The sequence below is a fragment of the Acinetobacter sp. YH12155 genome, from assembly GCF_013418255.1.
GTDB classification, from domain to species: Bacteria; Pseudomonadota; Gammaproteobacteria; order Pseudomonadales; family Moraxellaceae; genus Acinetobacter; species Acinetobacter indicus.
Map to the genome: position 1 here is coordinate 22,138 of NZ_VPCK01000010.1, position 14,044 is coordinate 36,181.

The following is a 14,044-nucleotide window of genomic DNA, read 5'->3' on the forward strand; positions in this document are numbered from 1 at the left end:
GCATGAGTGCACCGCTAAACTTTAACCTGTCGGAATGGGCCTTAAAAAACAAGGGCCTGATTCTGTATTTCATGCTGCTGCTTGGCATTATTGGCATGTATTCCTATTCCAAATTGTCGCAGAGTGAAGACCCGCCGTTTACCTTTAAGGTGATGGTGGTGCAGACCTACTGGCCGGGCGCAACCGCCAAGGAAGTGTCCTTGCAGGTCACCGACCGGATTGAAAAAGAGCTGATGACCACCGGGCAGTATGAGCGGATTCTGGCCTATTCGCGTCCGGGGGAATCAATGGTGACCTTTATTGCCAAAGATTCGCTGCGTTCCGGGCAAATTCCGGATATCTGGTATACGGTACGCAAGAAAATCAATGATATCCGGCATGAACTGCCCCAAGGCGTGCAGGGACCGTTTTTTAACGATGAATTTGGCGATACCTTCGGCAATATTTATGTGCTGACTGGTGAAGATTTTGACTATGCCACCTTAAAAGAATATGCCGACCGCCTGCAGCTACAATTGCAGCGGGTCAAGGATGTTAGCAAGGTCGAACTGATTGGCCTGCAAGACCAGAAAATCTGGATTGAACTGTCCAATACCAAAGCGGCCCAGCTCGGTATTCCAGTTACCGCCATTCAGCAGGCGTTGCAGCAGCAGAACAGCATGGCCAGTGCCGGCTTTTTTGAAACCGAAACCGACCGGATTCAGGTCCGGGTCAGTGGCCAGCTAAACAGTGTTGAAGCCTTGCAGCAGATGCCGCTACTGGTCAATGGCACCACCATTCAACTAGGCGATGTCGCGGAGATTTACCGCGGTTTTAGCGATCCGGCCCAGCCACGAATGCGTTTTATGGGCGAAAACGGGATTGGTATTGCCGTGTCTATGCGTAAAGGCGGCGATATTCTGGCGCTGGGGGAGAATCTGGCCACTGAATTCCAGCGGCTACAGCAGACCTTGCCGCTGGGCATGCAGCTGCAAAAAGTCTCGGATCAGCCGGTGGCGGTCAAGCACAGTGTTAATGAATTTATGAAGGTACTGGCCGAGGCGGTGATTATTGTGCTGCTGGTCAGCTTTTTCTCGCTCGGGTTTCGTACCGGTCTGGTGGTGGCTTTTTCGATTCCGCTGGTGCTGGCGATGACCTTTGCCGGCATGAACCTGTTTGATGTTGGCCTGCACAAGATTTCCCTCGGTGCCCTGATTCTGGCACTGGGTCTGCTGGTGGATGATGCCATTATTGCAGTAGAGATGATGGCCATTAAAATGGAGCAGGGCTATAGCCGGCTTCAGGCGGCCGGTTTTACCTGGAAAACCACGGCTTTTCCAATGCTGACCGGTACCCTGATTACCGCGGCCGGCTTTTTACCGATTGCCACGGCCGCGTCTAGTACCGGTGAATATACCCGCTCCATCTTCCAGGTGGTGACGATTGCCTTGGTGGTGTCCTGGTTTGCCGCGGTGCTGTTTGTGCCGTATCTGGGTGATAAACTGCTGCCCGATTTCAATCAGCAGCCACAACAGGCCAGCTGGTATCAGCGCCTTTGGGCACGTCTGCGCAAGCAGCCCGCTCCAGCGCCTGTGGTACATCATGCCGGTGAGCAGCATGATCCGTATCAGACCCGTTTTTATCAGGGCTTTCGCCGCTGGGTCGATACCTGTGTGACTTATCGTAAAACCGTGATTGCCGCTACGGCAGGCATTTTTGTGCTGTCGATTTTGATGTTCAAGCTGGTGCCGCAGCAGTTTTTCCCACCCTCAAACCGGGCCGAAATTCTGGTCGATCTGAAACTCGAAGAAGGCGCTTCTTTAACAGCCACCGAAGCCGCAGTACAAAAGGTCGAGCAGTTCCTGGCCAAGCAGGAGGGGATTGATAACTATGTGGCCTATGTGGGCACTGGCTCGCCGCGTTTTTATTTACCGCTGGATCAGCAGTTGCCGCAAACCAGTTTTGCCCAGTTTGTGGTGCTGGCTTCATCGCTAGAAGACCGGGATGAAATTCGCCGTTCGCTGGATGAGCAGATTCGTAAGTTATTGCCGGAAGCGCGTACCCGGGTATCGCTGCTGGAAAATGGCCCGCCGGTTGGCTATCCACTGCAGTTCAGGGTTTCCGGTGAAGATCTGGCTCAGGTACGGCAATGGGCGCAGCAGGTCGCAGCTCAGGTCGATGACAATCCAAACACCACCAATGTGCATCTGGACTGGGGTGAGCCAAGCAAGGTGATTCATCTGCAGATTGATCAGGACCGGGCACGGCAAATGGGCGTCAGCAGTGTTGATCTAGCTAATTTCCTCAACAGTTCCATTCTTGGCAGCGCGATTGACCAGTACCGGGAAAAACGTGAACTGATTGAAATCCGCCTGCGCGGTGATGCAGCCGAGCGGGTCGATGTTGGTTCGCTCAGCAGCCTGGCAGTGCCAACCGCACAGGGCAGTAGTGTACCGCTGGCCCAGATTGCCCAGATTGAATACCGCTTTGAAGAAGGCTTGATCTGGCATCGTAACCGTTTACCAACCATTACCGTGCGTGCTGACATCAGCAGTGGTTTACAACCGGCCACGGTGGTGGGGGAGTTAAGCGAACCCTTACAGCAGATTCGCAGCCAGTTGCCAAATGGCTATCTGCTGGAAGTCGGCGGGACGGTGGAAGAATCGGCGCGTGGACAAAGCTCGGTCAATGCCGGTATGCCGCTGTTTTTGGCGGTGGTGTTTACCCTGTTGATGCTGCAGCTAAAAAGCATGTCACGGGCCTGTATCGTATTTTTAACTGCGCCGCTTGGCATTATTGGGGTGGTGCTGTTCCTGCTACTGTTCAATAAGCCTTTTGGCTTTGTGGCCATGCTCGGCACCATTGCGCTGTCGGGGATGATCATGCGTAACTCGCTGATTCTGATTGACCAGATCGAGCAGGATATTCAGGCCGGTGAAGCGCCATGGGATGCGATTATCAATGCCACGGTGCGCCGCTGCCGTCCAATTGTGCTGACTGCACTGGCCGCCGTGCTGGCCATGATTCCGCTGTCGCGCAGTATTTTCTTTGGTCCGATGGCGGTGGCGATCATGGGCGGATTGATTATTGCGACGCTGCTCACTTTATTCTTTTTGCCGGCCCTGTATGCGCAGTGGTTTAAAGTGAAAAAAAATCAGAATATGGCCTGATTTTGTGTCAATATAAGGTGCGAAAGCTTGAAAATTTCAATATAGTAGCACCTTCATTTTTACAATTTTCAATAGGTAAATTTACTGCATATTATAAAACCAAACATGCAGTAAATGGGGTTGAAGCACACATGCAGCAAGATAGCTTAGCCAAGTTACGTCGTTCGATTGCTCTTTCTTACGTCTTCATGTTTTTCGCCCTGTTTACCTTAATTAGCGCCATTTTTGCCTACTGGCTGGCCCGTAAAGTGGTGATGGTCGATCAGACCGAAGTCTGGTTACAGGCCCAGGCACTCTGGGTCATGCGCAATGTCATGATCTACTCCATTTTGGCGGTATTTGCTGCCCTGTGGTTTATTCCGTTATTTTTCTATGCCTGGAATGATGCCACCTGGGTCACTGCGACCACCATTGCCGGTGTGGTGTTTAGCGCCATTGCCTTCTTATATTTACTCAATGCCTGGATCAAAGGCTTAAGTAAATTCATGAAAAACAAGGCGGTGTTTTAAGCAGCCTAAATTTTTTTCGCTGCCTGCCCTTGTAAATCTGGGATAAACCCCAATTTCAGACCTCAGTTGAGTCTTAAATAAAATTCCGTGAGGAGCATCGCCAGACATGGCTAAACGTGATTATTATGAGGTTTTGGGTGTTGCTAAAACCGCTAGTGATGATGAAATTAAAAAAGCCTACCGTAAGTTGGCGATGAAATATCATCCGGACCGTAACCCAGATAACCCGGAAGCTGAAGAAAAATTTAAAGAAGCTTCAGAAGCCTATGAGGTGCTGTCGGACAGCGAAAAACGCAGCATGTACGACCGTATGGGCCATCAGGCTTTTGAAGGCGGCATGGGCGGTGGTGGCTTCGGCGGCGGCTTTAGTGCCGAAGATATCTTTAGCCAGTTCGGCGATATTTTTGGGGGTGCCTTTGGGGGCGGTGGCCGTCAGCAACGTGCGCGCCGTGGTTCGGACCTGCGCTATGTGATGGAACTGACCCTGGAAGAAGCGGTTAAAGGGGTGAAAAAAACCATCAGCTTTACCGCACCTGCACCGTGTGATGCCTGTGATGGTAAAGGTTCGCAAAATCCGAATGATGTCGAAACCTGTAAAACCTGTCATGGTGCCGGTCAGGTACGTATGCAGCAAGGTTTCTTCTCGGTGCAGCAGACCTGTAGCACCTGTCGTGGCCAGGGCAAAATCATCAAGAACCCATGTAACAAATGTCATGGTTCAGGGGTATCTGACCGTCAGCAAACCCTGGAAGTTACCATTCCAGCCGGTGTCGATAATGGCGACCGGGTACGTTTAACCGGTAAAGGTGAAGCGATCCGTGATGGTCAGGCCGGTGACCTGTACGTAGAAGTGGTGGTGCGCGAGCATGAAATCTTCCAGCGTGATGGTGCCGATCTGTATATGGATGTGCCGGTTTCGATTGCTGATGCCGCCTTGGGTAAAGAAATTGAAATTCCGACCCTGGATGGCCGGGTGAGCCTGAAAATTCCGGAAGGTACCCAAACCGGTAAACTGTTCCGCCTGCGCGGTAAAGGCGTGAAACCGGTACGTACCAGTATGGTCGGTGATCTATTGTGCCGTATTGTGGTAGAAACCCCGGTGAACCTGACGTCGCGTCAGCGTGAATTACTGAAAGAACTGCAAGCGACGCTGGATGGCGATAACAACAATTCGTCACCAAAGAAAAAATCATTCTTTGACCGCCTGTTTGACTAATTCAGTTTAACTAAGCCAGTTTAAACAGCGCGCTCAAACACAAAGGGAGATGAACATCATCTCCCTTTTTTATGGCGAATAAAAATTAAACCCCTTCCACCGGGTCAATTTCTGCCACCAGCGCATCGTCCTGAGATACAGCCATCTCGGTGCTCTGTTCGCTTTGTTCTTCTTCAATTGCATCAATTAACGCCACTTGTGCTGCTTCTTCTGCCGATACTGCTGGCTGTAAAGTGGTGGTAATGCGGACCTGAGACAGGCTTTCCAAGGTATCACCCGGTTGTAATGGTGGTTCTGCCCAAGCCGAGCTCATCAGTAGCCCCATACACACTGCCATCCCCAGTTGTTTCGAATGCATGCTTGATCTCCTTATAATCTCTATTCTATTCATTCGTGACGGCTAGTCTGCTGCAGCAATTTTGCACTTTTGTGAAAAAACGCGAGAAATCAGAACTTTCTTTTCAATTTCTATTTTTAAATTACCGGGTGTGCGGGCTACGGTTGAGCCATCTTAGTTTTTTTCGGCTTTTTTAGACTGCCGGCTTAGTCTGGGCAGGGAGTTTTGATATAGTAAGGACAATTTCGAATCAACATCAGGAATATGTTATGTCAGCAACTCCACGCATTGGTGTATTAGGTGCCGGTGGCCGTATGGGACGCATCCTTATTCAAGCCGTTGAGCAGGCCGGTTATCAACTTGCAGCTGCGGTGGAACGTCCGGAAAGTAGCTTAATCGGTGCAGATGCAGGCGAGCTTGCGGGCATTGGCAGCCTGGGTGTGAAGGTGGTTGGCAGTCTGGAAGAGGTGGTAAAGCAGTGTGACGTGGTCATCGACTTTACTGCACCGGCAGCCACTGTAAACCATCTGAAAATCTGTCGTGAAGCAGGTGTGGCAATTGTGATTGGCACTACCGGCATGAATGATGAACAGAAAGCCTATCTGGATGAATCGGCAACGCAAACTCCGGTGGTCTATGCAGCCAACTATTCAGTGGGTGTGAATGTTTCAATTAAGCTTTTAGAACTTGCTTCTAAAGTGTTTGGCGATACGGTAGATATTGAAGTGATTGAAGCGCACCATCGTCATAAAGTCGATGCGCCATCAGGTACTGCACTCATGATGGGTGAAGCAATTGCAGAAACCCTGGGCCGTGACCTGAAAAAAGATGCGGTCTATCATCGTGAAGGGCATACCGGTCCGCGTGAGCGTCAAAGCATTGGTTTCCAGACCATTCGTGGCGGCGATATTGTCGGTGAACACACCGCCATGTTTATTGGTGAAGGCGAGCGCGTAGAAATTACCCACAAAGCCACCAACCGGATGAACTTTGCTGCCGGTGCCGTGCGTGCTGCTGCCTGGGTGGTCGGTCGTGATGCGCGTAAATATGACATGAAAGATGTCTTGGGTTTTAACGATATTCAAGTTTAAAACCGCTGTAAAATCCGTTATAACAACACTAAAACTAAAATAAGATGAACAATGGAATGAAAAAATGGATTGTATTGGCCGGTGCGCTCGCCATGGCGGCGAGTGTACCCGCCCAGAATTTGCAGAATGCCAAACTCAATATTCATAAAAATAATATTAAGGTCTGGACCTATCAGCATCCGCAAAACCCGGTATTTCTGTACAAGGCAGAAACCACTTTTCCGGTCTCGATTGAAAAAGCCGCTGGCCTGATTCTGGATGTGGAGCATGCCATCAGCTGGGTGCCGTATATGGGCAGCGTTAAGGTACTGTCGCGTGATGACCAGAAAGGCGAGTTCCTGCTGTATATGGTGCTGGACTTTCCTTTTCCGCTAAAAGACCGCGATCTGGTGGTCAAAGGCAGAATATTTAAAGATGCCCAAGGTGTGATTCATATTCAGAACAAGGCGGTCAGTCAGGGTTATCCCTTAAACCCGAGCTATGTGCGTTTAACCCATTATGAAGGCGACTGGACCTTTCAAAAACTGGGCGCTAACCGGGTTAAGGTCTCCACCTATGGCTATGCCGATCCGGCCGGTTCGATTCCAACCAGTTTTGTGAATATGTTTGTGCAGCAGCAGCCTTATCAGATGCTACAAAAAATGAAACTGGAACTGAGTCTGCCGGGGCGCGAGCGGCCCTTGCCGGCGATTTTAAGATAAAAAATACCCGTCTGGTGCTAGACGGGTCATGCATCAGCGGACTCAGACAGCGTATTGAAATACCGTTGATCTGAGTCTTTAAAACGAGATTTAACTGCCTTAGTAGCTAAATAGTCCTTTTTCCAGCGGGAATTCAATCCCGATTGAGGCACCGCCATCTTTACCATGCAGGTCTGAATCCCCTAGCCAGCCATTCAGTCTAAGTGGAATATCCGGACGTAGGTAATGCGTCCAGGTGATATCTAAAGCTGTTAGCTCATCTTGCTCAGGAAAAGCATAGTTTGTTTGACGGCTACCTGGTCGATTGGCAGCTTGATCAAATTTAGCAAACAGCACCCGGCCATGCAGACGGTTTAAAGGATCAAAACGGATATCACCACCCACTGAGATCATCTGGCCATCGCCGCCCATTGCATGCGCCAATGGGTAACCATGCTGATAGAAACCATCGGTATAAACACTATGATTATAGGAAATCCCTTGTGCCTTGCCATTGGTACGGGTATCGGCCCATTCGGTATACAGCTGGTAGGGCATATTCTGGTAACTGGATGAATAATCCACCCCGGCCAGATACATTTTTTTCGCGGGCAGGCCGCCGGCTTCATCTTCACCGACATACTGGGCATAGACCCCTAGCGGCATTTGCACTAAAGGCTGCAGGTTTAAACGGGCATCAAAACCGGCAATCTGATTCGATGGATCCGGTTCACCTGTGCCACCATTGTCTTTGTTGCCAACAAACGCATCCCAGAGTGAGCTCAAGCTTTCCGGACGTCCTTCACCGCCCCACTGAATGGCACGTGAAGCACCCAGTTCCAGATAGGGAAGCGGCTGAGCAGTGACACGCAGGCCAATCAGTTTGGCATCCGGGACTGCATCATAATTGTCCAGCTGACCGGCAAAGGCTTGATATTGCCATGGCCCAATCCAGGACAGCCATTTGCTGCTAAAAGCAGTCTGTTCTGCCCGCTGCGCCGTAATACCATAGACTGGGCGGCTGGCATCGCCACGAATCAGGCTCCCTTCATGACCTGGTCCCCAATAGGTCGGAATCTGGCCGGCAATCAGCCATTGATTCCAGAGTTTCCCGGCAATATAAGAGCCTTCAACATTCACATCCTGATCATGATCAATCTGCGGGTCTTTTTCAGCATTGACCCGTAATCGGGCATCCCATTGGCTACCGCCAGCATTCAGTTCCAGACCAGCCTGATATTGTGATTTTTCCTGATCACCAAAGGCTTGAGGCAGATACTTATGATCAGTTTCTGCAAACAGCGCAGCTTTCAGAAGCTGATTATCGGCATTTAAATGAGTGAGGACTGCATCCACTACTTTTTGCTGGACAGGGGTGCTGATTTTCGCCTGAGACAGGGCACGCTGAATTTCATCGCCACTCATGGGCCAGGTGGAGGTGCTAATCTGAATGACCCCTTGCTGATTCAGCCAATTCAGGTCGGTACGCAGGTTCTGGTCATTCAGAACAATCCCTTGGGCAAAGGTCAGGGATGAGCTGAGGGCAAGGGTTGCAAGCAATATTTTTGATAGACGCATTTTTGATTCTCAGGAGTTTTTTGCTCTCCACACCATAGGCGGACGAGTTTATTTTTTCAATGCAAACTGTTGAGTAGAGTTGTAATCTGGAAAGATTAAAAATCCCGCCGTAGCGAGATTTTTAAAGCAATCGGTCACTGCAAAATTAGTCATTATCCTTATTGGCTTTATAGGCATAGGAATAGTTATAGCCATAACCATAGCCTGCACTGGAGCGCTGAATATCATTCAGGATAATACCATTGACTTTCACACCCACCTGTTCAAAACGGTTGATGGTCAATTCAAGCTCTTTCATTTGTGTCTTGGCATAGCGTGCAATCACCAGATTCACCCCGGCATGCTGGGAAATAATAATCCCGTCTGTGACGGCCAGAATTGGTGGGGTATCAATCAAGATATGATCATACTGTTCTGATAGCTGATTCAGCATGGCACTAAATTGTGTGGTACTCAGCAGTTCAGACGGGTTGGCTGGACTCTTGCCACGGGCAATTACATCCAGACCGGATACTTCCGTAGCTTTAATGACCTGGCTTAAATCGGTTTGGCCATTTAAGTATTCTGCCAGACCAAGTTGGGCTTGCTGATTAAAGTATTTATGCAAATAACCGCGGCGCAAGTCCGCATCAATAATCAGTACCCGTTTCTGGCTTTGCGCCAGAATGGTGGCCAGGTTGGTTGAAATAAAGGATTTACCGACTTCCGGTGCAGGACCAGAAACCATAATAATATTGTTCTTGGCGCTGCTTAAGGCAAAATGAATGGCAGTACGCATACTGCGTAGGCTTTCAATGGCAATATCATCACTATTTTTAACCGCAAGAATAGGAATATTCTTTTTCTTCTTCAGCAGTTTAATCCGGCTTTCCTGTACAGGAGAGCGCGGCACAGTGGCATACACCGGTAAGTCCAGCTCATTTTCAATTTGGGTAGAATCCTTAACGCCACTACGCAGCATATTACGTAATAAGGCCAGCAGTGTGCCGAGGAAACCACCCAGGAAAATTGATAAAATGAGAATCTGTAATTTTTTTGGAGCAATAGGGGCAATTGGCTCAACTGCGGTATCGACAATACGCACATTGCCAATTTCACCGGCTTTGGCAATACGCAACTGCTGATAAGAATTAAGCAGGCCGGTATATAGCTGCTGTTTCACTTCCACTTCACGGAACAGTTGCAGGTACTGGCGTTGTAATTCTGGCAAGCGTTTGAGCGTGCCGTCTAACTCTGCAATGCGTTTGTTAATTGCCCCCAGTTGCGCATTCATTTGCTGCATGATCGGGTGTTCAGCCGTATATTTAGCTGAGGCTTCAGCTACTTTTTGTTCCAGCTCGGCTTTTTGGGTTTCCAAGGTCACGCTTTGGGTCAGATATAGCTCTGATTCCTTAGTGACATCGACTGTATTGTACTGCTGGCGGAAACGGTTAAATTCACGTTCAGCCACATCCAGTTGTTGCTTCAGCTCCGGCAGCTGATCTTCCAGGAATTTTAAGGTTTGTGCGGTTTCAGCCGAGCGACGTTCAATATTCTGTTGACTATAGGCCGCTAAAATGGCATTGAGCACCTGGGTAATATGCTGCTTGTCGGTACCCTGGTAGTTGAGACCGAGCACACCGGTCATTTTGCCTTTTTCGGCCACCGAATAGTCAGCGAGCAAGCTGCGAACCGCGGCAGGCAGGCTTTGCTTTTGGATCAGGTAAGTGCTATCAAAGCTGTCCTGACTATAAATACCGACTTTCCATAGGCCATACTCAGACTGTAACTGGCTGGTCTGGTTCAGTGGGGCAGAAAAGACCACCTGTTCTGTGGCTGAATCCGTTAAACTAAATTTACCTTGCGAGAAACGAAGCAGCAGATTTTTATCGCGGTAGTAATCTGGAATCTCAAAGCTGCGTACATCAAAGCTTTTCTGGTTGTCTTTAAACAGCACCGATTTGCCCGAATATTCACTGTCATACTCGTGCTTATTCAGTAAGCGGCTCCAGAAACTGTCTTCTGTACCATGAATGCGAATATTTAAATTTAGGCGATCAATCACCGTACCGAGTACCAGACGCGATTTCAGAATCTCAATTTCGGCCTGAGCCGGTGATTTCTGCTCAATCATCTCGGACAAATCGCCCAATAAGGCGGCAGATGCTCCTTTATTTTCTTCGACCTGTACCAGTGCATCGACCTGATAGGTGTCTGGTGTGGTTCTTAAATAAAGTAAGGCACAGACCAAACTTAAAATGACACAGAGAGCAATCAGTTTCCACTGGGCAATTAAGGAGAAAAACAATTCCTTCAGGTCAATGGTATCTTCTGTATTGGTATTTTGGCTCATAGTCTTTTATTCGAAAGTTAAATATATTTTTTCCAGTCTGCAATGCAGGCCTGAATCAGCTGGCAGGTTTCATCAAATACCGCCTGATCATGCTGGTAAGGATCGGCCACATTTTTACTTTGCCAGTGGCCGAGTCTAAAGGTTTTACCTTTGGCAAAGGGCCAGGTCTGTTCCACATGTTTTTGCTGATTCTGACTCATCACTAAAATCAGGTCGGCTTTCTTGACCAGCTCGGCATTCAGCTTTCGGGCCACATGCGAGCTCATATCAATCCCTAAACGCTGCATGCACAGGCTGGCTTTGTCATCGGCTGCATGACCGACCAGCCCGGAAATACCGGCAGACTCAATTTGTAAATGCGGAAATTCCTGTTTTAAAAAGTATTCCGCCATCGGGCTACGGCAAATATTGCCAATACAGACCACCAGAATATTGTTAATTTTCATTAGTTCCCCAAACGGTCTAAATTATATAAAGCATTTGAGAATGGAATAATCTGATTCACGACACGTTGCCAGCGCGCAAGGCCAGATGCATCGACATAGACAATATCATTACTACGCATTTTAAACTGATTAGCCAGACCAAAGTCGGCAATACTGGTTAAGTCCAGATGATAGACTTCGGTTTGCGCACCACTTGGCTGACTGCGTACCACATAAACTTTGCTGCGGCTGGCCGACAATGGATTTAATCCCAGACTTTCACCAAGTACATCACTCAGGCTCATGCCCTGATCACGCATGGGTAAGGACTGGTTTTTACCCGACTCACCCATGACATAGATTTTCTGGTTTTCTCGGCTGTTCACATACAGCGTGTCATTCGGTTGAATGAGCAGATTATGTAAAGAGAAACCGGCTTGTTCCAGCTCAATACTGTTTAAATGATAGGTCTGCCCCTGACGTACCAAGGTAATAGAGGCATTATTGCCTTGCTGGGCATTAACCCCACCGGCCAGACCTAAAGCGGTATAGACACTGGTCGGCTGGTCACTTAAATAGAACTGCCCACCGTTCATTACATTGCCCTGTACCGAGTAACGTTGCCCCTGATAAGACAGAACCCGTGCTACTACATCAGGCGTTTTTAAATAACGCGATAACTGACTACGCAGCTCACGGTTTACCTGACTTAAAGATTTACCGGCAGCTTTATAACGGCCAATAATCGGGAATTGAATATAACCACTTTGGTCAATTTGATAACCATTGGCCTGAATGGCTTGTTCATTACTAATGGTATTGGTAGGTGGAGTAATTTCTGGGTAGGCCCATAAATAAATGGACAGGATATCCCCTGGACTAAGGCTATAGTTACGGTGTGACTGGGTAAACAGGTGAGCATAATCTTGCTGAATATTTTGTACGGCCGGTTGCAAACCGAGTACAGTATCTTGAGTGAGCCGGACCACATTCACCGAAGTCCCTAAGTCTGTTTGATAGACACCCTCAGAAGGTAAGTCATAGGTCTGTAAGCCGGAGGTGACCGCACACCCGCTTGCTGTCACCAGAAAAGACAGTAGAATTATAGATTTAAATTGTCTCACACGTATTCCCGTTCTCGATTTTTCTAAAATGATAAAAAATAAAAAATAGTTTACCGAAGTTATTTTAAGGGTATATAACAAATTGTAAGTAGATTGCGAAAGTATACGCAAGCACAGGCATAAAAATGAGGTAAAAAGTATCTAAATTGTGAGGGACTGCAAAATTATAGAAAGATGATTTGCAAAAAACAGACACAAAAGGAAGCATTTTAGATTTTTTGGCTAAAAATCATAACAGAACATTCATGATTTTCTGCTAATATTCCTGCCGAAAGATTTGCTCTTCATAAGTATAGTATATAAATAAGGCGTTAAAATGCTAAAGCTCTCTGACCTGAAAATTGCCGTAATTGGTTTAGGCTATGTTGGTTTGCCACTTGCCGTGGAATTTGGAAAAAAGGTTCCAGTAATTGGTTTCGATATTCATCAAAAACGGATTGAAGAATTACAAAATGGCCAAGACCACACTCTAGAAGTATCACCAGAAGAACTTCGACAGGCGACTCAGCTCTCTTATTCAGCCAATTTAGATGATTTAAAAAGTTGCAACTTTTTTATTGTGACGGTTCCTACGCCAATTGATGACTATAAACAACCCGATTTAACCCCGCTCATTAAGGCTTCGACCAGTATTGGGCAGGTGTTAAAAAAAGGCGATGTAGTGGTGTATGAGTCTACTGTATACCCAGGCGCAACTGAAGAAGACTGTATTCCGGTATTAGAAAAGGTTTCGGGTTTAAAATTTAATCAGGACTTCTTTGCCGGTTATAGCCCGGAACGAATTAATCCGGGGGACAAGTTGCACCGTGTTACCAATATTTTAAAAATTACCTCAGGATCTACCCCAGAAGTTGCAGACTTTGTTGATCAGGTCTATAACCTAATTATTGAAGCCGGCACCCATAAAGCAACCAGTATTAAAGTCGCTGAAGCAGCAAAAGTCATTGAAAATACCCAACGTGATGTCAACATTGCCCTGATTAATGAACTGGCCGTGATCTTTAATAAAATGGGAATTGATACGGAAGCAGTTTTACAGGCTGCCGGTACCAAATGGAATTTCTTGCCATTCCGTCCAGGACTGGTAGGTGGGCATTGTATTGGTGTCGATCCGTATTATTTAACCCATAAAGCGCAGTCGATTGGTTACCATCCTGAAATCATTCTGGCAGGTCGCCGTTTAAATGATGGTATGGGGGCTTATGTAGTCACCCAGCTGGTAAAAGCAATGATCAAGAAAAAGATTCAGGTGGAAGGAGCTAAGGTTTTAGTGTTGGGCTTGAGTTTTAAAGAAAATTGCCCAGATATTCGCAATACCAAGATTATTGATATTGTGAATGAGCTACAAGAATATAATATTCAGGCAGATGTTTATGACCCTTGGGTCGATACACAAGAAGCACAACATGAATACGGTATTACCCCAATTGCAAGCCTAGAACAAGGCCAGTATGATGCCGTCATTTTAGCAGTTGCACATGAGCAGTTTAAAGCAATGGGGGCTACAGATATACGCGCTTTAGCCAAACCAGTACATATTTTATATGACTTAAAATATGTATTAGAGCAATCTGAATCTGACATCCGTTTATAATTTTTAGGG

At 47.6% G+C, this 14,044-nt stretch carries 11 protein-coding genes; 6 read left to right on the forward strand and 5 right to left on the reverse strand.

Annotated elements, in window-relative coordinates:
- The first annotated feature begins 2 nt into the window (after window positions 1–2).
- The 3 genes from FTU86_RS08575 (at window position 3) to dnaJ (ending at window position 4,874) form a co-directional block, all read left to right on the forward strand.
- Entirely contained in the window at window positions 3–3,149 is a 3,147-nt protein-coding gene (locus tag FTU86_RS08575) for an efflux RND transporter permease subunit (RefSeq protein WP_180048463.1), read from the forward strand.
- Between the two features lie 131 nt (window positions 3,150–3,280).
- Window positions 3,281–3,658 carry a hypothetical protein gene (locus FTU86_RS08580; RefSeq protein WP_005181203.1) on the forward strand — a complete coding sequence of 126 codons (378 nt, stop codon included), beginning with the start codon at window positions 3,281–3,283 and terminating at the stop codon, window positions 3,656–3,658.
- 106 nt (window positions 3,659–3,764) lie between these two features.
- Window positions 3,765–4,874, forward strand: a complete 1,110-nt coding sequence (dnaJ, locus tag FTU86_RS08585; protein ID WP_104472330.1) for a molecular chaperone DnaJ — start codon at window positions 3,765–3,767, stop codon at window positions 4,872–4,874.
- Window positions 4,875–4,959: 85 nt separating this feature from the next.
- Here dnaJ and FTU86_RS08590 read toward each other — a convergent pair whose 3' ends face one another.
- Window positions 4,960–5,232: a hypothetical protein gene (locus FTU86_RS08590; protein WP_016658893.1), complete on the reverse strand. Its 273-nt coding sequence runs from the start codon at window positions 5,230–5,232 to the stop codon at window positions 4,960–4,962.
- A gap of 248 nt (window positions 5,233–5,480) precedes the next feature.
- Here FTU86_RS08590 and dapB point away from each other — a divergent pair, with 248 nt between their 5' ends.
- Together dapB and FTU86_RS08600 are read left to right on the forward strand one after the other, a co-directional pair.
- Window positions 5,481–6,302: a 4-hydroxy-tetrahydrodipicolinate reductase gene (gene dapB, locus FTU86_RS08595; RefSeq protein ID WP_016658892.1), complete on the forward strand. Its 822-nt coding sequence runs from the start codon at window positions 5,481–5,483 to the stop codon at window positions 6,300–6,302.
- Window positions 6,303–6,358: 56 nt separating this feature from the next.
- Window positions 6,359–7,003, forward strand: a complete 645-nt coding sequence (locus FTU86_RS08600; RefSeq protein ID WP_180048464.1) for an START domain-containing protein — start codon at window positions 6,359–6,361, stop codon at window positions 7,001–7,003.
- A gap of 99 nt (window positions 7,004–7,102) precedes the next feature.
- Here FTU86_RS08600 and FTU86_RS08605 read toward each other — a convergent pair whose 3' ends face one another.
- The 4 genes from FTU86_RS08605 to FTU86_RS08620 form a co-directional block, all read right to left on the reverse strand.
- On the reverse strand, window positions 7,103–8,560 hold the full coding sequence (locus tag FTU86_RS08605) for a capsule assembly Wzi family protein (RefSeq protein WP_180048465.1): 1,458 nt from the start codon (window positions 8,558–8,560) through the stop codon (window positions 7,103–7,105).
- A gap of 145 nt (window positions 8,561–8,705) precedes the next feature.
- Window positions 8,706–10,892 (reverse strand): polysaccharide biosynthesis tyrosine autokinase, encoded by a 2,187-nt coding sequence (locus tag FTU86_RS08610; RefSeq protein WP_180048466.1) that lies wholly within the window; start codon window positions 10,890–10,892, stop codon window positions 8,706–8,708.
- Window positions 10,893–10,909: 17 nt separating this feature from the next.
- Window positions 10,910–11,338, reverse strand: coding sequence for a low molecular weight protein-tyrosine-phosphatase (locus tag FTU86_RS08615; protein ID WP_180048467.1), 429 nt, complete (start codon window positions 11,336–11,338; stop codon window positions 10,910–10,912).
- Complete coding sequence (locus tag FTU86_RS08620; protein WP_180006923.1) at window positions 11,338–12,441, reverse strand: polysaccharide biosynthesis/export family protein; 1,104 nt, start codon at window positions 12,439–12,441, stop codon at window positions 11,338–11,340. The genes FTU86_RS08615 and FTU86_RS08620 overlap by 1 nt, the downstream gene beginning before the upstream one ends.
- Window positions 12,442–12,757: 316 nt before the next feature.
- Here FTU86_RS08620 and tviB point away from each other — a divergent pair, with 316 nt between their 5' ends.
- Window positions 12,758–14,035: a Vi polysaccharide biosynthesis UDP-N-acetylglucosamine C-6 dehydrogenase TviB gene (gene tviB / locus FTU86_RS08625; protein WP_180048468.1), complete on the forward strand. Its 1,278-nt coding sequence runs from the start codon at window positions 12,758–12,760 to the stop codon at window positions 14,033–14,035.
- Window positions 14,036–14,044 lie beyond the last annotated feature (9 nt).